Genomic DNA, 20,768 nt, shown 5'->3' on the forward strand with positions numbered 1-20,768 from the left:
TGGTCATGCCTGGCGATAACGTCGCCATGGACGTTACCCTGATCGTGCCGATCGCGATGGAAGAGAAGCTTCGCTTCGCTATCCGTGAAGGCGGCCGCACCGTCGGTGCAGGCATCGTCTCCTCGATCATCGAGTAATGAAGGTTTGTGCAGGAACGCTCGCTCCAGAGCGAGCGTTTCCGCGTAACAAGGAACAGATGAAATGAACGGTCAAAACATCCGCATTCGCCTGAAGGCGTTTGATCATCGGATCCTTGACGCTTCGACGCGGGAAATCGTGTCGACTGCCAAGCGTACCGGTGCAAATGTGCGCGGACCGATCCCGCTTCCAACGCGGATCGAGAAGTTCACGGTTAACCGGTCGCCGCACATCGACAAGAAGAGCCGCGAGCAGTTCGAGATGCGCACGCACAAGCGTCTTCTCGATATCGTTGACCCGACCCCGCAGACGGTGGACGCGCTGATGAAGCTCGATCTGTCCGCCGGTGTCGATGTCGAGATCAAGCTTTAATCGGCTTGAGGACGGAAGGAACGAACCCGATGCGTTCAGGTGTTATTGCACAGAAGCTGGGCATGACCCGCGTCTATAACGACGCTGGAGAGCATGTGCCGGTGACGGTTCTCCGCATGGAGAATTGCCACGTGGTAGCTCAGCGTACAGTTGAAAAGAACGGTTACACGGCTGTTCAGCTTGGCGTTGGTATCGCCAAGGTAAAGAACACGTCCAAGGCTATGCGCGGTCATTTCGCGAAGGCCGAGGTCGAGCCGAAGGCGAAGGTCGCGGAATTCCGCGTTTCGCCGGATAACCTCCTCGAAGTCGGCGCTGAAATCACCGCCGAACACTTCGTCGCCGGCCAGAAGGTCGACGTGACGGGTACTTCGATCGGTAAGGGCTTTGCCGGTGTTATGAAGCGTCATAACTTCGGTGGCCATCGTGCTTCGCACGGTAACTCCATTACCCACCGCGCTCACGGCTCGACCGGTCAGCGTCAGGACCCGGGTAAGGTGTTCAAGGGCAAGAAGATGGCTGGTCACATGGGCCAGACCCGCGTAACCACGCAGAATATTGAAGTTGTCTCGACGGACAGCGATCGCGGCCTGATCCTGGTTCGCGGTGCGGTTCCGGGCTCCAAGGGCGCCTGGATCCTCGTGCGCGACGCGGTAAAGGTTTCGCTGCCTGAGAACGCGCCGAAGCCGGCCGCTCTGCGTGCAGGTGCCGCGAAGGCTGAAGCTGCCGTGACTGAGGGAGCCGAATAATGGATCTCACGATTACCACTCTTGAAGGCAAGGATGCCGGCAAGGTCAAGCTGAACGAAGAAATCTTCGGTCTCGACCCGCGTGACGACATTCTCCAGCGCGTCGTGCGCTGGCAGCTGGCTCGCCGCCAGCAGGGCTCCCATAAGGCCCAGGGCCGTGGCGACGTAAGCCGCACCGGCGCCAAGATGTACAAGCAGAAGGGTACGGGCCGCGCTCGTCACCATTCGGCTCGCGCACCGCAGTTCCGCGGCGGTGGTCAGGCTCACGGACCAGTTGTCCGTTCGCACGATCACGATCTGCCGAAGAAGGTTCGCGCTCTTGGCCTGCGTCATGCCCTGTCTGCAAAGGCAAAGGCATCCGACCTGATCATCATCGATGATCTGGCTGCAACGGAAGCCAAGACGAAGCAGCTTGTTTCGCAGTTCGCCAAGCTCGGTCTCGAAAATGCACTCCTCATCGGCGGCGCAGAGATCGACGTGAACTTCCAGCGCGCGGCTTCGAACATCCCGAACATCGACGTTCTGCCAGTGCAGGGCATCAATGTTTACGACATCCTTCGCCGCGGCAAGCTCGTTCTTTCCAAGGCGGCTGTCGAAGCCCTTGAGGAGCGTTTCAAATGACTGATCTTCGCCATTACGACGTGATCGTCAGCCCGGTTATCACCGAGAAGTCCACCATGGTTTCCGAACACAACCAGGTCGTCTTCAACGTTGCCCGCAAGGCAACGAAGCCGGAAATCAAGGCTGCAGTCGAAGCGCTGTTCGGCGTCAAGGTTACGGCAGTCAACACTGCAGTGCGCAAGGGTAAGGTCAAGCGGTTCCGCGGCCTTATCGGGCGCCAGAGCGACGTCAAGAAAGCGATCGTTACTTTGGCCGAAGGCCAGAGCATCGACGTTTCGACCGGTCTCTGAGAGGCCATGGAGTAAGAGACAATGGCACTCAAGCATTTTAATCCGATCACGCCAGGCCAGCGTCAGCTGGTCATCGTGGACCGTTCGGAACTCTACAAGGGCAAGCCGGTCAAGTCCCTGACCGAAGGTCTGTCCAAGAAGGGTGGCCGTAACAACACCGGTCGTATCACCGTCCGTTATCAGGGCGGCGGTCACAAGCGTTCGTACCGTTTCGTAGATTTCAAGCGCCGCAAGCTTGACGTCGTCGGCACTGTCGAACGTCTGGAATACGATCCAAATCGTACTGCGTTCATCGCGCTGATCCGTTACGAAGACGGTGAACTGGCCTACATCCTGGCTCCGCAGCGTCTGGCTGTCGGCGACAAGGTTGTTGCAGGCAATTCCGTCGACGTGAAGCCGGGCAACGCAATGCCGCTCGCTTCCATGCCGGTTGGCACGATCATTCATAACGTCGAGCTGAAGCCGGGCAAGGGCGGTCAGATCGCACGTTCGGCTGGCACCTATGCCCAGCTCGTCGGCCGCGATCAGGGCATGGCCATTCTGCGCCTCAACTCCGGTGAACAGCGTCTGGTTCCAGGTGCCTGCTTCGCTTCGGTCGGTGCGGTGTCCAACCCGGACCATGGCAACATCAACGACGGTAAGGCCGGTCGTTCGGTATGGCGTGGCAAGCGTCCGCACGTTCGCGGCGTTGCAATGAACCCGGTCGATCACCCGCATGGTGGTGGTGAAGGTCGTACCTCGGGTGGTCGTCACCCTGTCACTCCGTGGGGCAAGCCTACGAAGGGCAAGAAGACGCGCTCGAACAAGTCGACCGACAAGTTCATCATGCGTTCGCGCCATCAGCGCAAAAAGTAAGAGAGGTAGTCTGAAGTGGCTCGTTCAGTTTGGAAAGGTCCGTTTGTCGACGGCTATCTTCTCAAGAAGGCTGAGAAGGTACGCGAAGGCGGTCGTAATGAAGTTATCAAGATGTGGAGCCGCCGCTCCACCATCCTGCCGCAGTTTGTCGGTCTGACTTTCGGCGTCTACAACGGCAACAAGCATGTGCCGGTGTCGGTTTCGGAAGAAATGGTCGGACACAAGTTCGGTGAATTCGCGCCTACGCGTACCTATTACGGTCACGGCGCGGACAAGAAGTCGAAGAGGAAGTAACGATGGGCAAGGCTAAAGCTCCCCGTCAGCTCAAGGACAACGAGGCTCAGGCCGTTGCCCGCACGCTGCGCGTCAGCCCGCAGAAGCTGAACCTTGTTGCGAGCATGATTCGCGGCAAGAAGGTGAATGCGGCACTTGCCGATCTGACGTTCTCGCGCAAGCGGATCGCCGATACGGTGAAGAAGACGCTTCAGTCCGCAATTGCGAACGCTGAAAACAACCATGATCTCGACGTCGATGCTCTGATCGTCGCCGAAGCTTATGTCGGCAAGTCGATCGTCATGAAGCGCTTCCACGTCCGCGGACGTGGCCGCGCCAGCCGTATCGAAAAGCCGTTTTCGCATCTCACCATTGTTGTCCGCGAAGTCGCGGAAAAAGGGGAGGCCGCATAATGGGTCAGAAGATTAATCCGATCGGTCTTCGTCTCGGCATCAACCGCACCTGGGATTCGCGTTGGTACGCGAATACCGGTGAGTACGGCAAGCTGCTGCATGAAGATGTCAAGATCCGCGAGTTCCTCTCCGAAGAACTCAAGCAGGCCGCGATCTCCAAGATCGTGATTGAGCGTCCGCACAAGAAGTGCCGCGTGACGATCCATTCGGCACGTCCCGGCATCATTATCGGCAAGAAGGGTGCAGACATCGAAAAGCTCCGCAAGAAGCTTTCCGAGATGACCAATGCCGATACGTCGCTCAACATCGTCGAAGTTCGCAAGCCGGAAATCGACGCTACGCTGATCGCCCAGTCGATCGCTCAGCAGCTCGAACGCCGTGTGGCATTCCGTCGCGCCATGAAGCGTGCCGTTCAGTCGGCAATGCGTCTTGGAGCCGAAGGCATCCGTATCAACTGCTCGGGTCGTCTGGGTGGCGCGGAAATCGCTCGCATGGAATGGTACCGTGAAGGTCGCGTTCCGCTTCACACGCTGCGCGCCGATATTGACTACGGCACGGCAGAAGCGAAGACCGCTTATGGTATCTGCGGCGTGAAGGTCTGGGTCTTCAAGGGCGAAATCCTTGAACACGATCCGATGGCTTCCGAGCGTCGTGCGGTCGAGGGTGACAATCAGGGTTCCTCGTCGAACCGCCGCCGCGAAAACGCTTAAAAGCGGGCCGCGGGCGAGAAATTTGGAGTAGAGAACAATGATGCAGCCTAAGCGCACCAAGTTCCGCAAGCAGTTCAAGGGCCGTATTCACGGCAACTCGAAAGGCGGCACGGATCTGAATTTCGGTGCATTCGGTTTGAAGGCCGTTGAGCCGGAACGCGTCACTGCACGTCAGATCGAAGCGGCTCGCCGCGCGATCACCCGTCACATGAAGCGTGCCGGTCGCGTGTGGATCCGCATCTTCCCTGACCTGCCGGTAACTTCGAAGCCTACCGAAGTCCGTATGGGTAAAGGTAAGGGTTCGGTTGACTACTGGGCGTGCCGTGTGGCACCAGGTCGCGTGATGTTTGAGCTTGACGGTGTCCCTGAAGATGTGGCACGGGAAGCCCTCCGACTCGGCGCAGCAAAGTTGCCGATCAAGACGCGCTTTATCCAGCGCATTGCTGAATAAGAGAGGCAACGATGAAAGCCGCAGACGTTCGGGCGAAGAGCCTCGATCAACTGAATGACGAGCTGGGCACCCTGAAGAAAGAGCAGTTCAACCTGCGCTTTCAGAAGGCCACCGGCCAGCTCGAAAAAACCGCGCGCGTGAAGCAGGTTCGCCGCGACATCGCGCGTATCAAGACTATTGCCCGCCAGAAGGCGGCCGCAAGCAAGGCATAAGGAAGAATATAATGCCTAAACGCGTTCTGCAGGGCGTTGTCGTCAGCGACAAGAATGACAAGACTGTTGTGGTCAAGGTTGAGCGGCGCTATTCGCATCCGCTTCTCCAGAAGACCGTGCGTCAGTCTAAGAAGTACAAGGCGCATGACGAAAACAACCAGTTCAAGGTTGGCGATCAGGTTTCCATCCAGGAATCGGCCCCAATCTCGAAGGACAAACGCTGGGTCGTTCTGACGAACGAAGCAGCAGGCTAAATTATAAACACGCAGCTTAGGTAGGGCAGGAGCCCTTAACCAGCTGAGAGGAAAGAAGGCGGCCAGTCATGATTCAGATGCAAACAAACCTCGACGTGGCGGATAATTCCGGCGCACGTCGTGTCATGTGCATCAAGGTGCTGGGCGGCTCGAAGCGGCGTTACGCTTCCGTTGGTGACATCATTGTGGTGTCGATCAAGGAAGCTATTCCGCGCGGCCGCGTCAAAAAGGGTGACGTGATGAAGGCGGTTGTTGTACGCACCGCCAAGGATATCCGTCGTCCGGACGGCAGCGTTATTCGTTTCGATAACAATGCAGCCGTTCTCATCGATAACAAGAAAGAGCCTATCGGCACGCGTATCTTCGGACCGGTTCCGCGCGAACTTCGCGCAAAGAACCACATGAAGATCATCTCGCTGGCTCCGGAAGTTCTGTAAGGAAGCAAGACGATGCAGAAGATTCGCAAAGGCGACAGCGTTGTCGTGCTGTCCGGTAAGGACAAGGGCCGTAAGGGCGAAGTTCTCAAGGTTATGCCGAAGGACGAGCAGGCGCTCGTTCGCGGTATCAACATTGTAAAGCGCCATCAGCGTCAGACCCAGACCCAGGAAGCCGGCATTATCTCCAAGGAAGCGCCGATCCACCTGTCCAACCTGGCAATTGCTGATCCCAAGGACGGCAAGCCGACTCGCGTCGGTTTCCGCGTCGAGGACGGCAAGAAGGTTCGTGTCGCAAAACGTTCTGGAGCGCTGATCGATGGCTGAAGCTAAGGCACTTCCCCGCTTCAAGAAGCTTTACAACGAAAATATTCGTAAGGCTCTGCTTGAAGAATTCAAATACGACAACGAGATGCAGATTCCGCGCATCACCAAGGTTGTCCTCAACATGGGCGTTGGCGAAGCCACTGGCGATTCCAAGAAGCCTGCGGTTGCTGCTGAAGACCTCAGCCAGATCGCTGGCCAGAAGGCTGTCATCACGCGCGCCCGTAACTCGATCGCAACGTTCAAGTTGCGTGAAGGCATGCCGATCGGCACGAAGGTTACCCTTCGCCAGGACCGCATGTACGAATTCCTTGATCGTCTTGTCACGATCGCTCTTCCTCGCGTCCGCGACTTCCGCGGCCTGAACCCGAAGAGCTTTGACGGCCGCGGCAACTATGCCATGGGCATCAAGGAGCACATCGTGTTTCCGGAAATCAACTACGATAAGGTTGATCAGATCTGGGGCATGGACATCATCGTTTGCACGACCGCCAAGACGGATGATGAAGCACGCGCTCTTCTGCGTGCATTCAACTTCCCCTTCCGGCAGTAACGGCAAGCGTAGCGAGGTATATTAATATGGCCAAGACTAGCGCAGTCGAAAAAAACAAGCGCCGCGAAAAGTTGGTTAAGCGTCACGCTGGCAAGCGTGCACGTCTGAAGGCGATCGTAATGGATCAGGGCCTTCCGCTGGAAGAGCGCTTCCGCGCCACCATCCGGCTTGCCGAACTGCCGCGCAATTCATCGAAGGTTCGTATTCGCAATCGTTGCGAAGTTTCGGGCCGTCCGCGTGGTTACTACCGTAAACTGAAGATGTCGCGTATTGCGCTCCGTCAGTTGGGTTCGCTCGGTCAGGTACCGGGCATCGTCAAGTCGAGCTGGTAAGGAGTAGCATATGTCTGTGTCAGATCCTATCGGCGATATGCTGACCCGTATCCGCAACGCAGTAGGCCGCAAGAAGACCAAGGTTACGACCCCGGCTTCGAAGCTGCGCGCCCGCGTTCTGGATGTCCTTCAGTCTGAAGGGTACATCCGCGGATACACGCAGAGTGAGTTCGTGAACGGCAAGGCCGAGATCGAAATCGAACTGAAGTACTACGAAGGTGTTCCGGTTATCCGTGAGATCAGCCGCGTATCGAAGCCTGGCCGTCGCGTTTACGTGTCGGTCAAGTCGATCCCGCAGGTCGCGAACGGCCTCGGCATCTCGATCCTCTCCACGCCGAAGGGCGTGATGGCGGATCATGAAGCCCGTGAACAAAACGTTGGTGGTGAGCTGCTCTGCCGCATCTTCTGATGCGGCTGACAGCGAACAGATAAAAGACAGGTATCAAAATGTCTCGTATCGGTAAAAAACCCGTGCCGGTCCCGGCAGGCGTGACCGCCAGTGTTGATGGGCAGATCGTCAAGGCAAAGGGCGCGAAGGGTGAACTCTCCTTCGTCGTGCACGATGAAGTTCTGGTCAAGATGGAAGACGGCGCTGTCAGCGTCGATCCGCGCGATCAGTCGAAGGAAGCTCGTTCGAAGTGGGGCATGTCCCGCACGATGATTTCCAACATTTTTGTTGGCGTGAAGGACGGCTTTGAAAAGAAGCTCGAAATCAGCGGCGTCGGTTACCGCGCTGCCATGCAGGGCAAGAACCTGCAGCTTTCGCTCGGCTTCAGCCACGAAGTGGTCTACGACGTGCCTGCTGGCATCACTGTTGCTGTTCCGAAGCCGACGGAAATCGTCGTTTCGGGTATCGACAAGCAGCAGGTCGGTCAGGTCGCGGCTGAGATCCGCGAATATCGCGGCCCCGAGCCTTACAAGGGCAAGGGCGTCAAGTATGCTGGCGAGAAGATCGTCCGCAAAGAAGGCAAGAAGAAGTAAGGGAAGCGCGTCATGGCATCGCCAAAAGAAACTTTGCAGCGTCGCGCTGCTCGTGTACGCCGCCAGGTCAAGGCTGTCGCCAATGGCCGTCCGCGTCTCAGCGTGCACCGTTCTTCCAAGAACATCTACGCCCAGATCATCGACGACGTCCGCGGCGTTACGCTTGCGGCCGCTTCGACCCTCGATGGCGACCTTAAGGGCAAGCTCAAGACCGGTGCCGACTCCGCAGCAGCCGCTGCTGTTGGCAAGCTGGTTGCTGAGCGCGCCGTCAAGGCTGGCGTCAAGGACGTAGTGTTCGACCGTGGTGCATTCATTTACCACGGCCGTGTGAAGGCTCTCGCCGAAGCTGCTCGCGAAAGCGGCCTCAGCTTCTAATTAGCATTTGTGCTTCCGGAAAAGAAAAAGGAAATCAGGATATGGCACAGAGAGAACGTAACCGCGAAGATCGCGGCCGTGAGGAGCGCGACAGCGAATTCGTCGATAAGCTCGTTCACATCAACCGTGTTGCCAAGGTCGTTAAAGGCGGCCGTCGCTTCGGTTTTGCTGCGCTCGTCGTTGTTGGCGACCAGAAGGGCCGCGTAGGCTTCGGTCATGGCAAGGCACGTGAAGTGCCGGAAGCTATCCGCAAGGCAACCGAAGCTGCCAAGCGCGACATGATCTTCGTACCGCTGCGTTCGGGCCGTACGCTGCATCACGATGTTGAAGGCCGTCACGGCGCCGGCAAGGTTCTGCTTCGCGCAGCTCCTGCTGGTAAGGGTATCATCGCCGGTGGCCCGATGCGTGCAGTGTTCGAAACGCTCGGCGTTCAGGACGTTGTTGCCAAGTCGCTCGGTTCGTCGAACCCTTACAACATGGTTCGTGCGACGTTCGATGCTCTGAAGCATCAGATGCATCCGAAGGACATCGCTGCACAGCGCGGCATCAAGTACTCGACCCTTCAGGCTCGCCGCCATGATGTGGTCGGTTCGGAAGAATAGCCGATAGTTTGTGTTCGTCCGGGGCCGCTCAGGCGACCGGATACGCCATAGACAAGGGATTTGAGTGATGGCTGAGAAGAAGGGCAAGACGGTTACGGTCGAGCAGATCGGAAGCCCAATCCGTCGTCCAGCCGAGCAGCGTGCAACGCTGATCGGTCTGGGTCTTAATAAAATGCACCGCCGCAGCACGCTGGAAGATACTCCGGCGGTCCGTGGCATGATCGCCAAGCTTCCACACCTCGTTCGCGTTGTGGACGAGGCGTGATAGCGCAGGGAGATAGAGATATGAAACTCAACGATCTGCGTGACAAGCCAGGTTCGGTCAAGGCGCGCAAGCGTGTTGGTCGCGGTATCGGTTCGGGCACCGGCAAGACCGGCGGTCGCGGCGTCAAGGGTCAGAAGTCCCGTTCGGGCGTTTCGATCAATGGCTTCGAAGGCGGCCAGATGCCAATCTACCGCCGTCTGCCGAAGCGCGGCTTCACCAACATCTTCGCAAAGAGCTTCAACGTTGTATCGCTCGGCCGTATTCAGGCTGCTATCGATGCAGGCAAGCTCGATGCCAAGGCTGTTGTGAACCTCGATTCGCTGAAGGCTGCTGGCGTGATTCGTCGCGCCAAGGACGGCGTTCGCATCCTTTCGGACGGCGAACTGAAGGCAAAGGTTGCCTTCGAGGTAGCCGGTGCTTCCAAGGCTGCGGTCGAAAAGATCGAAAAGGCTGGCGGTAGCATCAAGCTTCCAGAAGCCGCTGCCGAATAAGGCTTCGATACAAAAATAAAAAGCGGCGGCCTTAGTGCCGCCGCTTGCACATTTATGCCAATGCGCATATCTGGGTAGGGTCTTTTCAGTCTCGAGGCGCGACCGCTATAGATTGCGCTGACGGGGGCGGAGGACCGGAGACTTTTCACCGGAGAAATTTAATGGCATCGGCTGCTGAACAGCTAGTTTCCAATCTCAATTTTTCGGCTTTTTCGAAGGCAGAAGAACTCAAGAAGCGCATCTGGTTCACGCTGGGGGCTTTGCTCGTATACCGGTTCGGCACCTATATTCCGCTTCCCGGCATCAATCCTGACGCGCTTGCGCAGGCTTTCCAGCAGCATAGCCAGGGTGTGCTCGGGCTCTTCAACATGTTCGCCGGTGGCGCCGTCGGTCGTATGGCCATTTTCGCACTCGGCATCATGCCCTATATCTCAGCCTCCATTATCGTGCAGCTCATGACGTCGGTCGTCCCGTCGCTTGAAGCGCTGAAGAAGGAAGGCGAGGCGGGTCGCAAGATCATCAATCAGTACACGCGTTACGGCACGGTGCTTCTGGCGCTTGTTCAAGCCTACGCGATTTCAGTCGGTTTGCAGTCCGGTAACGGCATCGTCACCAGTCCAGGACCTTTCTTCATCGTTTCGTCGGTGATTACCCTTGTGGGTGGCACGATGTTCCTGATGTGGCTCGGCGAGCAGATCACGGCGCGCGGTATCGGTAACGGCATTTCGCTGATTATCTTCTCCGGCATTGTGGCCAACCTGCCGCATGCGATTTCCGGTACGCTGGAACTCGGTCGTACAGGTGCACTGTCTACGGGCCTTATTCTGGGTGTCATCATCCTTGCCGTTGTGCTGATCGCGGTCATCGTTTTTGTTGAACGCGCACAACGTCGCCTTCTGATCCAGTATCCGAAGCGTCAGGTCGGCAACCGTATGTTCCAAGGCGACACGTCGCATCTGCCTTTGAAGCTCAATACCGCAGGCGTTATTCCTCCGATTTTCGCCTCGTCGCTGCTGCTTTTGCCTGCGACGGTTGCAGGCTTTGCCAACACGACTGAAATGCCCGCCTGGGCGACGACCATTCTCAATGCGCTCGGTCACGGGCAGCCGCTTTACATGCTGTTCTATGCTGCATTGATGGCATTCTTCTGCTTCTTCTATACGGCCATTGTGTTCAATCCCAAGGACACCGCTGACCAGCTCAAGAAGCATTCCGGCTTTATTCCGGGCATCCGTCCGGGTGAGCGCACTGCCGAATACATAGACTATGTGCTGACACGCATCACTGTTGTCGGTGCCATCTATATCGTGCTTGTCTGTCTCCTGCCGGAATTCCTGATTTCCGCAACCGGTGTGCCGTTCTATCTCGGTGGCACCTCGCTGCTGATCGTTGTGAGCGTGACGCTCGATACGGTTGCGCAAATTCAGGGGCATCTGATCGCCCATCAGTATGAAGGGTTGATCAAGAAGTCCAAACTCAGAGGTGGGAAACGCAATAAATGAGACTGATACTTCTTGGGCCGCCCGGAGCAGGTAAGGGGACGCAGGCTGGACTTCTTACCAAGAAGCATGGAATTCCTCAGCTCTCGACCGGCGACATGCTGCGTGCGGCAGTCGCCCAGCAGAGTGAGATCGGGAAGCGCGCCAAGGCCGTGATGGATGCCGGGCAACTGGTTTCCGACGAGATCGTGAACCAGATCGTATCGGAGCGTATCGATGCTCCTGACTGCGCGAATGGTTTCATCCTCGACGGCTATCCGCGTACGGTTCCACAGGCTCAGGCTCTGGGAACGATGCTGGCGGGGAAGGGCTTGAAGCTCGACGCAGTTATCGAGCTGAAAGTCGATGAAAATGCTCTCGTCAAGCGGATGGAAAGCCGTGTGGCCGATACGATCGCCAAAGGCGGTCAGGTTCGTTCGGATGATAATCCGGAAGCTTTCCGCAAGCGTCTCGTGGAGTACCGCGAAAAGACTGCGCCGCTTTCCAGTTATTATGCAGGAACCGGTGAATTGCGCGTCATCAATGGCATGGCGCCCGTTGAAGAAGTTACTGCCGAAATCGAGAGAATTCTCGTTCCGGCGTGAAAATTGAAGAGGCTTGAAGAAGCCTTGTTCGAATACGGGCAGGGAAAGGGTGAAGCGTTTTCTGCCCGTTTATTGCTTACAGAAGTTGCTTGGGTTGCCTGTTAGGCCGGTTTGATGGCTTTACGGACAGTTAAGAGTTGACTTTTTCGGGCGATTCCGTCAAAGACTGCGCCACTTCAACTGGTTTTGAATGGCGGGTATCGGCGGAAATCGAAAGAGGCCGGTACCGGTCATTTAATGCTGTCTGGTTGATCGCATCTGCCAGACGGAAATTTTTATAACTCAAGGAGAACAGACGTGGCACGTATCGCTGGCGTCAACATCCCGACGAACAAGCGCGTTGTTATTGCGCTTCAGTACATTCACGGGATCGGACCGAAATTTGCTCGGGAAATCGTAACGAAGGTCGGCATTGCTGACGATCGTCGCGTTAACCAGCTGTCGGATGCTGAAGTCCTTCAGATCCGCGAAGCAATCGATGCTGACTACCAGGTCGAAGGTGACCTGCGTCGTGAAGTTTCGATGAACATCAAGCGCCTGATGGACCTGGGTTGCTACCGCGGCCTGCGCCATCGTCGTTCGCTGCCGGTCCGCGGCCAGCGCACGCACACCAACGCACGCACTCGAAAGGGTCCGGCGAAGGCAATCGCAGGCAAGAAGAAGTAATATCGACGGGACGCAAGTTCCGTCGAGCCTTTCCGGTGTGCCGGTTGGGTTTGATGCTGGTCCTTTCTTGAGGACCGGTGTAGCCGCTGGAATTACGGCGGTGTAGAGATCGATTGAAAGGACTATCATGGCCAAGGAAGCCACGCGCGTTCGCCGTCGCGAGCGTAAAAACATCTCGTCGGGCGTTGCCCACGTAAATTCGACGTTCAACAATACCATGATCACCATTACGGATGCTCAGGGCAATGCGATTGCCTGGTCGTCTGCCGGTGCTCAGGGTTTCAAGGGTTCGCGTAAGTCGACCCCGTTTGCCGCACAGATCGCTGCCGAAGACTGCGCCAAGAAGGCACAGGAACATGGCATGCGCTCCCTCGAAGTCGAGGTTTGCGGACCGGGCTCTGGCCGTGAATCCGCGCTGCGCGCCCTTCAGGCTGCCGGCTTTGTGATCACGTCGATCCGCGATGTTACGCCGATCCCGCACAACGGTTGCCGTCCGCGCAAGAAGCGCCGGGTCTAATCCTCGTTCACATGCCGTACGAGCCTCGGGCTTTTCAAGTTCGGGGCTCCTCTGCGGTTTCTTCACTTGATCGCTACGATAGGATGGTAGCGACGAATGATAGAGGGATATCTATATGATCCAGAAGAACTGGCAGGAACTCATCAAGCCGAACAAGGTGGATTTCATCACCAACGGCTCCCGCACGCATGCAACCGTCGTCGCCGAACCGCTGGAACGCGGCTTCGGTTTGACGCTCGGCAATGCCCTGCGTCGCGTGCTTCTGTCGTCGCTTCGCGGCGCTGCCGTGACCGCCATTCAGATCGATGGCGTTCTGCATGAATTCTCTTCGATCCCGGGCGTCCGCGAAGACGTTACGGATATCGTTCTGAACGTCAAGGAAATCGCTATCCGTATGGAAGGCGAGGGCCCGAAGCGCATGGTCGTCCGCAAGGAAGGCCCAGGCGTCGTTACGGCTGGCGACATTCAGACCGTCGGCGATGTCGAGATCCTCAATCCGGATCACGTCATCTGCACGCTGGACGAAGGCGCTGAAATCCGCATGGAATTCACCGTCAACACCGGCAAGGGCTACGTGCCTGCCGACCGCAACCGCGCAGAAGACGCTCCGATCGGGCTTATTCCGGTTGACAGCCTGTATTCGCCGGTTCGCAAGGTGTCGTACAAGATCGAGAACACCCGTGAAGGTCAGGTTCTTGACTATGACAAGCTGACGCTGAATATCGAGACAAACGGCTCGGTTACAGGCGAAGACGCGGTGGCATATGCCGCTCGTATTCTCCAGGACCAGCTGGCGATCTTCGTCAACTTCGAAGAACCGCAGAAGGAAGCTCCGCAGGAACAGGTTGCGGAACTGGCTTTCAATCCGGCTCTGCTCAAGAAGGTGGACGAACTCGAACTGTCTGTCCGTTCGGCAAACTGCCTGAAGAACGACAACATCGTCTATATCGGCGATCTGATCCAGAAGACGGAAGCCGAGATGCTGCGGACTCCGAATTTCGGCCGCAAGTCGCTCAACGAGATCAAGGAAGTTCTGGCATCGATGGGTCTCCATCTCGGTATGGAAATCCCGTCCTGGCCGCCGGAGAATATCGAAGACCTCGCCAAGCGCTACGAAGACCAATATTGAGCATTTCCAGCGAAAGTGCGCCGCGGTTTCGCGTCGGATAATGCGTAAAATGAAAATGAGACCGGAAATATCCCGGCTAGAACTAATTAAGGAGAAGGCTCATGCGTCACGGTAACGGATACCGTAAGCTGAACCGCACTGCCTCGCACCGCAAGGCGATGTTCGCCAACATGGCTGCTTCGCTTATCGAACACGAGCAGATTGTGACGACGCTTCCGAAAGCTAAGGAAATTCGCCCGATCGTTGAAAAGCTTGTCACGCTCGGCAAGCGCGGCGATCTGCATGCCCGCCGTCAGGCTATCTCGGCTATTCGCGACGTCAAGCTCGTCGCAAAGCTGTTCGATACGCTGGCTGCTCGCTATGCAACCCGCAACGGCGGCTACATCCGCATCATGAAGGCTGGCTTCCGCGCTGGCGACAACGCGCCGCTGGCAGTTGTCGAGTTCGTGGAACGCGACGTCGATGCAAAGGGCAAGGCTGACCGCGCCCGCGTCGAAGCCGAACAGGCCGCTGAAGCAGACGCAGCGTAATCTGCGCTGATTTCTGATCAATAAAAGGGCCGCCTCGTGCGGCCCTTTTTGTTTGCTCATTTGACGGAAAATTGCACGGCTTTTATCCAACGTCACAATGTAGCCCTTTATCCTTGTCCTCAGTTGACTACATTCAAGATTGATTCATGTCCGCTTTCACAGAAGCGGCAGTAAGCTTTACAGGCGCGGAGTATGTGCATGAATTGGCGACGTCTAGGTATATTGGGGCTTGTACTGACATCCATCGGATTGGCTGTGCCGCCAGCTCTGGCGCAGGACGCGCCTGCGACGCCTCAAAAACAGATACCGCTCAATCGTGCCGATATGCAGTTGTCTTTCGCTCCGCTTGTGAAGGAAACAACACCGGCTGTTGTGAATGTCTATGCGGCGCGTCAGGTGCAGGCACGTTCGCCGTTTGCCGGTGATCCATTCTTTGAGCAATTCTTCGGACGGCAGTTCGGAGAAAGCAAGCCGCGCATTCAGCAATCGCTCGGTTCCGGGGTTATCGTTGACAGTTCAGGCATCGTAGTGACGAACAATCATGTCATCAAGGATGCCGATGAAATCAAGGTCGCTCTGTCAGATGGTCGCGAGTTTGAAAGCAAACTGCTTTTGCGTGATGAAACCACAGACCTTGCCGTTCTCAAGATCGAATCCAAGGACAAGTTTCCGGTGCTTGGCCTTGGCAATTCCGATGACGTGGAAGTCGGCGATCTGGTGCTGGCCATCGGCAATCCATTCGGCGTTGGCCAGACGGTAACGAGCGGTATCGTTTCCGCGCAATCGCGCACCCAGGTTGGCATTTCCGATTTCGATTTCTTCATACAGACGGATGCGGCCATCAACCCCGGAAATTCGGGCGGTGCGCTGATCGACATGCGCGGACGCCTGATCGGCATCAACACCGCGATCTATTCGCGCTCCGGAGGCTCGGTGGGGATCGGGTTCGCGATTCCTTCGAACATGGTTCGCGCCGTTGTCGAGGCCGCTCAGAAGGGCAGCGCGAGTTTTGAGCGCCCTTATATCGGAGCTACTTTCCAGGGTGTGACCGCCGATTTGGCCGAAGGTCTCGGCATGGATAAGCCATACGGCGCCTTGATCACCGCGATCGCAAAGGGCGGTCCGGCTGAAGCTGCCGGGCTGAAAATTGGTGATGTGGTTTTGTCCGTTCAGGGCGTCCGCGTCGATAATCAGGACGTTCTTGGCTATCGTCTTTCGACTGCCGGCATTGGTAACACCGTGTCGATCGGAGTCATGAGGAACGGAAAGAACCAGACCATCCCGGTGAAGCTCTCTAAAGCGCCGGCTGTGAAGGAGACGGAACCGCAGGTTATCGATGGCGACAATCCCTTTGCAGGCGCATCAGTGCTTGAACTCACGCCTTCGACGGCTGCGAAATTGCGCCTCAAGCGCGATAGCCAAGGCGTGGCGGTCGTTGACGTCTATTCCGGTTCTCCGGCAGCACGTTTGGGCTTGCGCCCCGGCGATATCGTTCGCAGCATCAACGGAAACTCCATCCGCACCGTGGGCGACCTGACCGCGATTCTGGAAGCGGGGCGTGGCCTCGCGTGGCGGCTTGAAGTGGAACGCAACGGCATGCTGTTGCGCCAGTTTGTGCGTTAATCCGATACCTGCAGATCGCTAAACGTTGCATGCCGCTTCGGGCCGCATTATGCCTGAGGCGGTATAGTCTTTTGATAGAGCAATGGAATGAGCGACCTTTTCTCAGCAGCGGCAGACCCGAACGCAGATCGCAACCGGCCGCTTGCTGACCGCCTGCGACCGAGACACTTGTCGGAAGTGACCGGCCAGGAGCATTTGACCGGGCCTGAAGGTGTGCTGACACGCATGATCGCGTCCGGCTCGCTCGGTTCCATGATTTTCTGGGGGCCTCCGGGTACTGGCAAGACGACGGTCGCCCGCCTGCTTGCCGGAGAGACCGATCTGGCGTTCGAACAGATTTCGGCGATCTTCTCCGGCGTTGCCGATCTCAAGAAGGTATTTGAAGCCGCCCGCGCGCGCCGCATGTCCGGTCGACAGACGCTGCTTTTCGTGGACGAAATTCATCGGTTCAATCGCGCGCAGCAGGATAGTTTTCTGCCGGTCATGGAAGACGGTACCGTTATCCTGATCGGCGCCACGACGGAGAATCCATCGTTCGAACTCAATGCCGCTCTTTTGTCCCGGGCAAGGGTGCTGACCTTTCATCCTCATGATGGCGAAAGCATCGCAACCCTTCTGACCCGTGCCGAAGAGCAGGAGGAGCGTCCTTTGCTGCTCGACGAGGAGGCGCGTGCAAGCCTCATTCGCATGGCCGATGGAGACGGACGTGCTGCGCTGACGCTTGCCGAGGAAGTCTGGCGCGCTGCGCGCCCGGATGAGGTGTTCACGGCAGAAAAACTACAGGACGTGGTACAGCGCCGGGCTCCGGTCTATGACAAGGGGCAGGACGGGCACTACAATCTGATTTCCGCGTTGCATAAATCCGTTCGCGGATCGGACCCGGATGCGGCGCTCTATTATCTTTCGCGTATGTTCGATGCAGGCGAGGACCCCCTATACCTCGGTCGGCGGCTTGTCCGCATGGCGGTCGAAGACATAGGCCTTGCCGATCCACAGGCCCTTGTCATCTGCAATGCCGCCAAGGATGCCTACGACTATCTGGGATCTCCGGAAGGTGAACTGGCGCTGGCGCAGGCTTGTGTTTATCTGGCGACCGCGCCGAAATCGAACGCTGTGTATGTGGCCTATAAAGCATCGATGCGCGCTGCGAAGGAAAACGGTTCTCTGCTGCCGCCGAAGCATATCCTCAATGCGCCGACCAAGCTGATGAAGAACGAGGGTTATGGCGAGGGCTACGCTTATGACCATGATCAGCCGGATGCTTTTTCAGGGCAGGATTACTTTCCGGAAAGCATGGGAAGGCAGAAATTCTACGATCCACCGGAGCGGGGCTTCGAGCGGGATATTCGCAAGCGCCTGGAATATTGGGCTCGCTTGCGACAGGAGCGTTAGGGACGACGCTGACGTCTGGAGCGGGTTTTGCTTTTGATGGGAGCGCACAATCCCCATAGTTATCCACATTCGTCCACAATTTGAGCCGCGGCCGCGTTGACCGCGGCTTTTGTTTTGCTTCTTCACACGGTTTTGAAGGTGCCGGAAAGGGACGACCTGCCGTTAGAAAGGTCTTCTTAATCTTTACATTTTATCAATCTTTGCAAAGAGACGAGGTTTTCCATGATGCGCGTTTTGTTTCTCGTCGCGCTCGTGATCCTTGGAGGCTGCGCAACCGCCCCACGGCAGGTCAACAATGTGTGCGCGGTCTTCGATCAACGCGACGGTTGGTTCAATAATTGGCAGACGGCTGCCACGCGGGTTTCACGCGAGTTCGGCGTGCCGGTTCCGGTTCTGATGGCTACGATATATACCGAATCCGGCTTCCAGCCCTATGCTCGCCCGCCACGCACCAAGATTCTCTGGATCATTCCGTGGAAGCGGGCTTCGAGTGCCTATGGCTATTCGCAGGCGCTGAACGGCACCTGGGACCGTTACAAGCGGGAAACCGGTCGCTGGACCGCGTCGCGTACCAATTTTGCAGACGCTATCCATTTCATCGGCTGGTATCATTATCAAAGCTATCTAAAGAACGGCATCAACCGCTCTGATGCCTACAGCCTTTACCTCGCTTACTATTCGGGTCATGGCGGCTATGCGCGCGGTGCCTGGCGCGGAAATGCAACGGCGCTTAACGGGGCGAAACGCGCCCAGGCCATGGCTAATCGTTATGCTGTGCAATTGCGAAGCTGCGGACGATTCAGCTAAAAAGCGGGAAGGGCGGGCTTTTTGCCTGCAATCGGAACACCATCCGGCCTTATTCGCTATTATCATGCAAGCCGAATCGCTAATTGAGGATCACCATTTCATGCTGAAGAAGATCGGGATTGCCCTTTTCGCCGCCACTTTTCTTGCCGGTTGCACCACTGATCCCTATACCGGGGAACAGAAGATGTCGAACACCGCCGGTGGTGCCGCGATCGGCGCGGCTGTGGGCGCTCTGGGCGGCCTGATGGTCGGTGGGTCCAGCCGTGCGCAGCGTAATGCCGTGCTGATCGGTGCCGGTATCGGCGCACTCGGTGGCGGCGCCATCGGCAATTACATGGATCGTCAGGAGAACGAGCTTCGCGCACAGTTGCAGGGGACGGGCGTGTCCGTGACCCGCAATGGCGACCAGATCATCCTGAATATGCCCTCGAGCATTACTTTCGATACCGATCAGGATCAGGTGAAGAGCCAGTTCTATCCGACGCTTAATTCAGTCGCGATTGTGCTGCGCAAGTTCAACCAGACGCTTGTGGACGTTTACGGTCATACCGACTCGACGGGCAGCGCCAGCTACAATCAGGGCCTCTCGCAGCGTCGTGCCGCCTCGGTTGCAAGCTACCTCGGTTCGCAGGGAATCGATCCGCGCCGCTTTGCCGTTATCGGCTATGGTGCGAGCCAGCCGGTCGCGACCAACGCAACCCCGGAAGGACGCGCACAGAACCGTCGCGTGGAAATCCAGATTTCACCGCTTCGCGCTGCGAGCTGATTCCGTTTCGCAGAGTTAGATGCTGCAATGACGCAGTCCTTCGAAAGAAGGGCTGCGTTTTTGTTTGTCCTCGCGAATCGTCGGCCGTCATGATTTGGCTTGAACCAGGCTAATTGCTGGATGGTTCAATTATTTTCGCAATCTCTGATATTAGAGAACAATTATAGAACAAAAATACAGAGTCTTTTTTAATCAATGGTTTAGCCTCATTGCCAAATGAGAACAAAAGGGATACAAATAGATCGTGGCAACGAGCCTGCCGGGCTTCTAGCGAGACAAGAGGATGGTGTAAGATGTCTCAGAATTCATTGCGACTTGTTGAGGAAAATTCAGTGGACAAGACTAAGGCTCTCGATGCGGCGCTGTCGCAGATCGAAAGAGCGTTCGGCAAGGGCTCGATCATGCGCCTTGGCCAGAACGATCAGGTTGTCGAGATTGAAACGGTATCGACCGGATCGCTCTCGCTGGACATTGCGCTTGGCGTTGGTGGCTTGCCCAAAGGACGTATTGTCGAGATTTACGGCCCGGAAAGCTCCGGTAAGACGACATTGGCGCTGCACACGATCGCGGAAGCACAGAAAAAAGGCGGTATCTGTGCATTCGTCGATGCGGAGCATGCGCTTGATCCGGTCTATGCACGCAAGCTGGGTGTTGACCTTGAAAACCTGTTGATTTCGCAGCCGGATACGGGCGAGCAGGCGCTTGAAATCACCGATACGCTTGTGCGTTCGGGCGCTATCGACGTTCTCGTTGTCGACTCTGTCGCTGCCCTGACGCCGCGCGCCGAAATCGAAGGTGAGATGGGTGACTCCCTGCCTGGCCTCCAGGCGCGCCTCATGAGCCAGGCGCTGCGCAAACTTACTGCGTCGATCTCGCGTTCGAACTGCATGGTGATCTTCATCAACCAGATTCGCATGAAGATCGGTGTCATGTTCGGCTCGCCGGAAACGACGACTGGTGGTAACGCTCTCAAGTTCTATGCTTCGGTTCGGCTCGATATCCGCCGTATCGGCTCGATCAAGGAGCGCGACGAAGTTGTGGGCAACCAGACTCGCGTGAAGGTCGTCAAGAACAAGCTTGCGCCGCCCTTCAAGCAGGTCGAATTTGACATCATGTACGGAGCTGGCGTTTCCAAGACCGGCGAACTGGTCGATCTTGGGGTCAAGGCTGGCGTTGTCGAGAAGTCGGGTGCGTGGTTCTCGTATAATTCCCAGAGACTGGGACAGGGCCGTGAAAACGCCAAGCAGTATCTCAAGGACAACCCGGAAGTGGCCCGCGAGATTGAGACGACACTTCGTCAGAATGCCGGGCTGATTGCCGAGCAGTTCCTTGAGGACGGCGGACCGGAAGACGACGCAGGCGACGCTGCAGAAATGTAAGAAGCAGTATCGGTTGAATTTTCAAAGCCCCGTGCATTCGTGCGGGGCTTTGTTTTGGAAGGATGAATTCCTGCGGCGTGAAAAGTGCCTACCTGATCATCTTTCAGCAGAAATTGCTTTTATGGCGCAGCGTACTTATCTGGACAGAAAAGCAAGGCACCGTTAAAAGCGGTCAACCGAAAACT

Annotated in this window: 33 protein-coding genes; all 33 read left to right on the top strand. The window is 56.9% G+C overall.

All coding sequences use genetic code 11. The features are described from left to right. The coding region (locus AC0TOF_RS15870; RefSeq protein WP_314309432.1) for an EF-Tu C-terminal domain-related protein at positions 1 to 137 on the top strand (137 nt) is incomplete at its 5' end. 64 nt (positions 138 to 201) lie between these two features. Next, on the top strand, positions 202 to 510 hold the full coding sequence (gene rpsJ, locus AC0TOF_RS15875) for a 30S ribosomal protein S10 (protein WP_002964363.1): 309 nt from the start codon (positions 202 to 204) through the stop codon (positions 508 to 510). A 29-nt stretch (positions 511 to 539) separates the two neighbouring features. Next, positions 540 to 1,256 carry a 50S ribosomal protein L3 gene (gene rplC / locus AC0TOF_RS15880; protein WP_122001588.1) on the top strand — a complete coding sequence of 239 codons (717 nt, stop codon included), beginning with the start codon at positions 540 to 542 and terminating at the stop codon, positions 1,254 to 1,256. Beyond that, positions 1,256 to 1,876 carry a 50S ribosomal protein L4 gene (gene rplD / locus AC0TOF_RS15885; RefSeq protein WP_109987721.1) on the top strand — a complete coding sequence of 207 codons (621 nt, stop codon included), beginning with the start codon at positions 1,256 to 1,258 and terminating at the stop codon, positions 1,874 to 1,876. Before rplC ends, rplD begins: the two co-directional genes overlap by 1 nt. Further along, entirely contained in the window at positions 1,873 to 2,166 is a 294-nt protein-coding gene (locus AC0TOF_RS15890; protein WP_006467028.1) for a 50S ribosomal protein L23, read from the top strand. The genes rplD and AC0TOF_RS15890 overlap by 4 nt, the downstream gene beginning before the upstream one ends. A gap of 21 nt (positions 2,167 to 2,187) precedes the next feature. Beyond that, positions 2,188 to 3,021 carry a 50S ribosomal protein L2 gene (gene rplB, locus AC0TOF_RS15895; RefSeq protein WP_122001589.1) on the top strand — a complete coding sequence of 278 codons (834 nt, stop codon included), beginning with the start codon at positions 2,188 to 2,190 and terminating at the stop codon, positions 3,019 to 3,021. A 15-nt stretch (positions 3,022 to 3,036) separates the two neighbouring features. Continuing rightward, entirely contained in the window at positions 3,037 to 3,315 is a 279-nt protein-coding gene (gene rpsS, locus AC0TOF_RS15900; RefSeq protein ID WP_006467026.1) for a 30S ribosomal protein S19, read from the top strand. 2 nt (positions 3,316 to 3,317) lie between these two features. Beyond that, positions 3,318 to 3,707, top strand: coding sequence for a 50S ribosomal protein L22 (gene rplV / locus AC0TOF_RS15905; protein WP_006467025.1), 390 nt, complete (start codon positions 3,318 to 3,320; stop codon positions 3,705 to 3,707). Next, positions 3,707 to 4,417 (top strand): 30S ribosomal protein S3, encoded by a 711-nt coding sequence (gene rpsC / locus AC0TOF_RS15910; RefSeq protein WP_122001590.1) that lies wholly within the window; start codon positions 3,707 to 3,709, stop codon positions 4,415 to 4,417. Before rplV ends, rpsC begins: the two co-directional genes overlap by 1 nt. Before the next feature lie 37 nt (positions 4,418 to 4,454). Next, positions 4,455 to 4,868: a 50S ribosomal protein L16 gene (gene rplP, locus AC0TOF_RS15915; protein ID WP_006467023.1), complete on the top strand. Its 414-nt coding sequence runs from the start codon at positions 4,455 to 4,457 to the stop codon at positions 4,866 to 4,868. Positions 4,869 to 4,879: 11 nt separating this feature from the next. Next, complete coding sequence (gene rpmC / locus AC0TOF_RS15920) at positions 4,880 to 5,080, top strand: 50S ribosomal protein L29 (RefSeq protein ID WP_006467022.1); 201 nt, start codon at positions 4,880 to 4,882, stop codon at positions 5,078 to 5,080. Positions 5,081 to 5,091: 11 nt separating this feature from the next. Next, a complete protein-coding gene (gene rpsQ, locus AC0TOF_RS15925; protein WP_104756409.1) occupies positions 5,092 to 5,334 on the top strand; it encodes a 30S ribosomal protein S17 in 243 nt (80 codons plus the stop codon). 68 nt (positions 5,335 to 5,402) lie between these two features. Further along, on the top strand, positions 5,403 to 5,771 hold the full coding sequence (gene rplN / locus AC0TOF_RS15930; protein WP_004683923.1) for a 50S ribosomal protein L14: 369 nt from the start codon (positions 5,403 to 5,405) through the stop codon (positions 5,769 to 5,771). Between the two features lie 12 nt (positions 5,772 to 5,783). Further along, positions 5,784 to 6,095 carry a 50S ribosomal protein L24 gene (gene rplX / locus AC0TOF_RS15935; RefSeq protein WP_006467020.1) on the top strand — a complete coding sequence of 104 codons (312 nt, stop codon included), beginning with the start codon at positions 5,784 to 5,786 and terminating at the stop codon, positions 6,093 to 6,095. Further along, on the top strand, positions 6,088 to 6,645 hold the full coding sequence (rplE, locus tag AC0TOF_RS15940) for a 50S ribosomal protein L5 (RefSeq protein WP_122001591.1): 558 nt from the start codon (positions 6,088 to 6,090) through the stop codon (positions 6,643 to 6,645). Before rplX ends, rplE begins: the two co-directional genes overlap by 8 nt. A gap of 26 nt (positions 6,646 to 6,671) precedes the next feature. After that, the gene (rpsN, locus tag AC0TOF_RS15945) at positions 6,672 to 6,977 is read left to right on the top strand and encodes a 30S ribosomal protein S14 (protein ID WP_006467018.1); all 306 of its coding nucleotides are present in this window, start codon (positions 6,672 to 6,674) and stop codon (positions 6,975 to 6,977) included. A 10-nt stretch (positions 6,978 to 6,987) separates the two neighbouring features. After that, positions 6,988 to 7,386: a 30S ribosomal protein S8 gene (gene rpsH / locus AC0TOF_RS15950; protein ID WP_006467014.1), complete on the top strand. Its 399-nt coding sequence runs from the start codon at positions 6,988 to 6,990 to the stop codon at positions 7,384 to 7,386. A 38-nt stretch (positions 7,387 to 7,424) separates the two neighbouring features. Further along, positions 7,425 to 7,958: a 50S ribosomal protein L6 gene (gene rplF, locus AC0TOF_RS15955; protein ID WP_006467012.1), complete on the top strand. Its 534-nt coding sequence runs from the start codon at positions 7,425 to 7,427 to the stop codon at positions 7,956 to 7,958. Between the two features lie 12 nt (positions 7,959 to 7,970). Beyond that, positions 7,971 to 8,333 carry a 50S ribosomal protein L18 gene (gene rplR / locus AC0TOF_RS15960; RefSeq protein ID WP_006467011.1) on the top strand — a complete coding sequence of 121 codons (363 nt, stop codon included), beginning with the start codon at positions 7,971 to 7,973 and terminating at the stop codon, positions 8,331 to 8,333. Positions 8,334 to 8,374: 41 nt separating this feature from the next. Then, positions 8,375 to 8,935, top strand: coding sequence for a 30S ribosomal protein S5 (gene rpsE, locus AC0TOF_RS15965; RefSeq protein ID WP_006467009.1), 561 nt, complete (start codon positions 8,375 to 8,377; stop codon positions 8,933 to 8,935). 67 nt (positions 8,936 to 9,002) lie between these two features. Further along, positions 9,003 to 9,200: a 50S ribosomal protein L30 gene (rpmD, locus tag AC0TOF_RS15970; protein WP_002967737.1), complete on the top strand. Its 198-nt coding sequence runs from the start codon at positions 9,003 to 9,005 to the stop codon at positions 9,198 to 9,200. 20 nt (positions 9,201 to 9,220) lie between these two features. Beyond that, on the top strand, positions 9,221 to 9,691 hold the full coding sequence (rplO, locus tag AC0TOF_RS15975) for a 50S ribosomal protein L15 (RefSeq protein ID WP_002964343.1): 471 nt from the start codon (positions 9,221 to 9,223) through the stop codon (positions 9,689 to 9,691). 161 nt (positions 9,692 to 9,852) lie between these two features. Beyond that, positions 9,853 to 11,193: a preprotein translocase subunit SecY gene (gene secY / locus AC0TOF_RS15980; RefSeq protein ID WP_122001592.1), complete on the top strand. Its 1,341-nt coding sequence runs from the start codon at positions 9,853 to 9,855 to the stop codon at positions 11,191 to 11,193. Next, positions 11,190 to 11,774: an adenylate kinase gene (locus tag AC0TOF_RS15985; RefSeq protein ID WP_121983769.1), complete on the top strand. Its 585-nt coding sequence runs from the start codon at positions 11,190 to 11,192 to the stop codon at positions 11,772 to 11,774. Before secY ends, AC0TOF_RS15985 begins: the two co-directional genes overlap by 4 nt. A 297-nt stretch (positions 11,775 to 12,071) precedes the next feature. Beyond that, the gene (gene rpsM, locus AC0TOF_RS15990; protein WP_006467002.1) at positions 12,072 to 12,440 is read left to right on the top strand and encodes a 30S ribosomal protein S13; all 369 of its coding nucleotides are present in this window, start codon (positions 12,072 to 12,074) and stop codon (positions 12,438 to 12,440) included. A 127-nt stretch (positions 12,441 to 12,567) separates the two neighbouring features. Then, on the top strand, positions 12,568 to 12,957 hold the full coding sequence (rpsK, locus tag AC0TOF_RS15995) for a 30S ribosomal protein S11 (RefSeq protein WP_002964339.1): 390 nt from the start codon (positions 12,568 to 12,570) through the stop codon (positions 12,955 to 12,957). A 115-nt stretch (positions 12,958 to 13,072) separates the two neighbouring features. Next, on the top strand, positions 13,073 to 14,086 hold the full coding sequence (locus AC0TOF_RS16000) for a DNA-directed RNA polymerase subunit alpha (protein WP_122001593.1): 1,014 nt from the start codon (positions 13,073 to 13,075) through the stop codon (positions 14,084 to 14,086). A 101-nt stretch (positions 14,087 to 14,187) separates the two neighbouring features. Beyond that, positions 14,188 to 14,616, top strand: coding sequence for a 50S ribosomal protein L17 (gene rplQ / locus AC0TOF_RS16005; protein WP_006467000.1), 429 nt, complete (start codon positions 14,188 to 14,190; stop codon positions 14,614 to 14,616). Between the two features lie 198 nt (positions 14,617 to 14,814). Next, a complete protein-coding gene (locus tag AC0TOF_RS16010) occupies positions 14,815 to 16,239 on the top strand; it encodes a DegQ family serine endoprotease (RefSeq protein ID WP_473768971.1) in 1,425 nt (474 codons plus the stop codon). A gap of 87 nt (positions 16,240 to 16,326) precedes the next feature. Further along, complete coding sequence (locus AC0TOF_RS16015; protein WP_473768972.1) at positions 16,327 to 17,631, top strand: replication-associated recombination protein A; 1,305 nt, start codon at positions 16,327 to 16,329, stop codon at positions 17,629 to 17,631. A gap of 222 nt (positions 17,632 to 17,853) precedes the next feature. Beyond that, positions 17,854 to 18,438 (top strand): transglycosylase SLT domain-containing protein, encoded by a 585-nt coding sequence (locus AC0TOF_RS16020; protein ID WP_122001596.1) that lies wholly within the window; start codon positions 17,854 to 17,856, stop codon positions 18,436 to 18,438. Positions 18,439 to 18,538: 100 nt separating this feature from the next. Beyond that, a complete protein-coding gene (locus AC0TOF_RS16025; RefSeq protein WP_122001727.1) occupies positions 18,539 to 19,204 on the top strand; it encodes a YiaD family glycine zipper/OmpA-like lipoprotein in 666 nt (221 codons plus the stop codon). 293 nt (positions 19,205 to 19,497) lie between these two features. Continuing rightward, the gene (recA, locus tag AC0TOF_RS16030) at positions 19,498 to 20,583 is read left to right on the top strand and encodes a recombinase RecA (RefSeq protein ID WP_112591587.1); all 1,086 of its coding nucleotides are present in this window, start codon (positions 19,498 to 19,500) and stop codon (positions 20,581 to 20,583) included. Positions 20,584 to 20,768 lie beyond the last annotated feature (185 nt).

The organism is Ochrobactrum sp. PL_is501, from assembly GCF_055816895.1.

Coding starts and splice junctions, on each gene's coding strand:
- rplB (WP_122001589.1), top strand. CDS start 2,188: ATGGCACTCAAGCATTTTAATCCGATCACGCCAGGCCAGCGTCAGCTG.
- rpmD (WP_002967737.1), top strand. CDS start 9,003: ATGGCTGAGAAGAAGGGCAAGACGGTTACGGTCGAGCAGATCGGAAGC.
- rplE (WP_122001591.1), top strand. CDS start 6,088: ATGGCTGAAGCTAAGGCACTTCCCCGCTTCAAGAAGCTTTACAACGAA.
- rplQ (WP_006467000.1), top strand. CDS start 14,188: ATGCGTCACGGTAACGGATACCGTAAGCTGAACCGCACTGCCTCGCAC.
- rplF (WP_006467012.1), top strand. CDS start 7,425: ATGTCTCGTATCGGTAAAAAACCCGTGCCGGTCCCGGCAGGCGTGACC.
- rplR (WP_006467011.1), top strand. CDS start 7,971: ATGGCATCGCCAAAAGAAACTTTGCAGCGTCGCGCTGCTCGTGTACGC.
- rpsC (WP_122001590.1), top strand. CDS start 3,707: ATGGGTCAGAAGATTAATCCGATCGGTCTTCGTCTCGGCATCAACCGC.
- rplD (WP_109987721.1), top strand. CDS start 1,256: ATGGATCTCACGATTACCACTCTTGAAGGCAAGGATGCCGGCAAGGTC.
- rplP (WP_006467023.1), top strand. CDS start 4,455: ATGATGCAGCCTAAGCGCACCAAGTTCCGCAAGCAGTTCAAGGGCCGT.
- rplO (WP_002964343.1), top strand. CDS start 9,221: ATGAAACTCAACGATCTGCGTGACAAGCCAGGTTCGGTCAAGGCGCGC.
- rpsJ (WP_002964363.1), top strand. CDS start 202: ATGAACGGTCAAAACATCCGCATTCGCCTGAAGGCGTTTGATCATCGG.
- rplC (WP_122001588.1), top strand. CDS start 540: ATGCGTTCAGGTGTTATTGCACAGAAGCTGGGCATGACCCGCGTCTAT.
- rplX (WP_006467020.1), top strand. CDS start 5,784: ATGCAGAAGATTCGCAAAGGCGACAGCGTTGTCGTGCTGTCCGGTAAG.
- rpsH (WP_006467014.1), top strand. CDS start 6,988: ATGTCTGTGTCAGATCCTATCGGCGATATGCTGACCCGTATCCGCAAC.
- rpsN (WP_006467018.1), top strand. CDS start 6,672: ATGGCCAAGACTAGCGCAGTCGAAAAAAACAAGCGCCGCGAAAAGTTG.
- rplN (WP_004683923.1), top strand. CDS start 5,403: ATGATTCAGATGCAAACAAACCTCGACGTGGCGGATAATTCCGGCGCA.
- rpsQ (WP_104756409.1), top strand. CDS start 5,092: ATGCCTAAACGCGTTCTGCAGGGCGTTGTCGTCAGCGACAAGAATGAC.
- rplV (WP_006467025.1), top strand. CDS start 3,318: ATGGGCAAGGCTAAAGCTCCCCGTCAGCTCAAGGACAACGAGGCTCAG.
- rpsK (WP_002964339.1), top strand. CDS start 12,568: ATGGCCAAGGAAGCCACGCGCGTTCGCCGTCGCGAGCGTAAAAACATC.
- secY (WP_122001592.1), top strand. CDS start 9,853: ATGGCATCGGCTGCTGAACAGCTAGTTTCCAATCTCAATTTTTCGGCT.
- rpsE (WP_006467009.1), top strand. CDS start 8,375: ATGGCACAGAGAGAACGTAACCGCGAAGATCGCGGCCGTGAGGAGCGC.
- AC0TOF_RS15890 (WP_006467028.1), top strand. CDS start 1,873: ATGACTGATCTTCGCCATTACGACGTGATCGTCAGCCCGGTTATCACC.
- AC0TOF_RS16020 (WP_122001596.1), top strand. CDS start 17,854: ATGATGCGCGTTTTGTTTCTCGTCGCGCTCGTGATCCTTGGAGGCTGC.
- AC0TOF_RS16015 (WP_473768972.1), top strand. CDS start 16,327: ATGAGCGACCTTTTCTCAGCAGCGGCAGACCCGAACGCAGATCGCAAC.
- AC0TOF_RS16025 (WP_122001727.1), top strand. CDS start 18,539: ATGCTGAAGAAGATCGGGATTGCCCTTTTCGCCGCCACTTTTCTTGCC.
- AC0TOF_RS16000 (WP_122001593.1), top strand. CDS start 13,073: ATGATCCAGAAGAACTGGCAGGAACTCATCAAGCCGAACAAGGTGGAT.
- AC0TOF_RS15985 (WP_121983769.1), top strand. CDS start 11,190: ATGAGACTGATACTTCTTGGGCCGCCCGGAGCAGGTAAGGGGACGCAG.
- recA (WP_112591587.1), top strand. CDS start 19,498: ATGTCTCAGAATTCATTGCGACTTGTTGAGGAAAATTCAGTGGACAAG.
- rpmC (WP_006467022.1), top strand. CDS start 4,880: ATGAAAGCCGCAGACGTTCGGGCGAAGAGCCTCGATCAACTGAATGAC.
- AC0TOF_RS16010 (WP_473768971.1), top strand. CDS start 14,815: ATGAATTGGCGACGTCTAGGTATATTGGGGCTTGTACTGACATCCATC.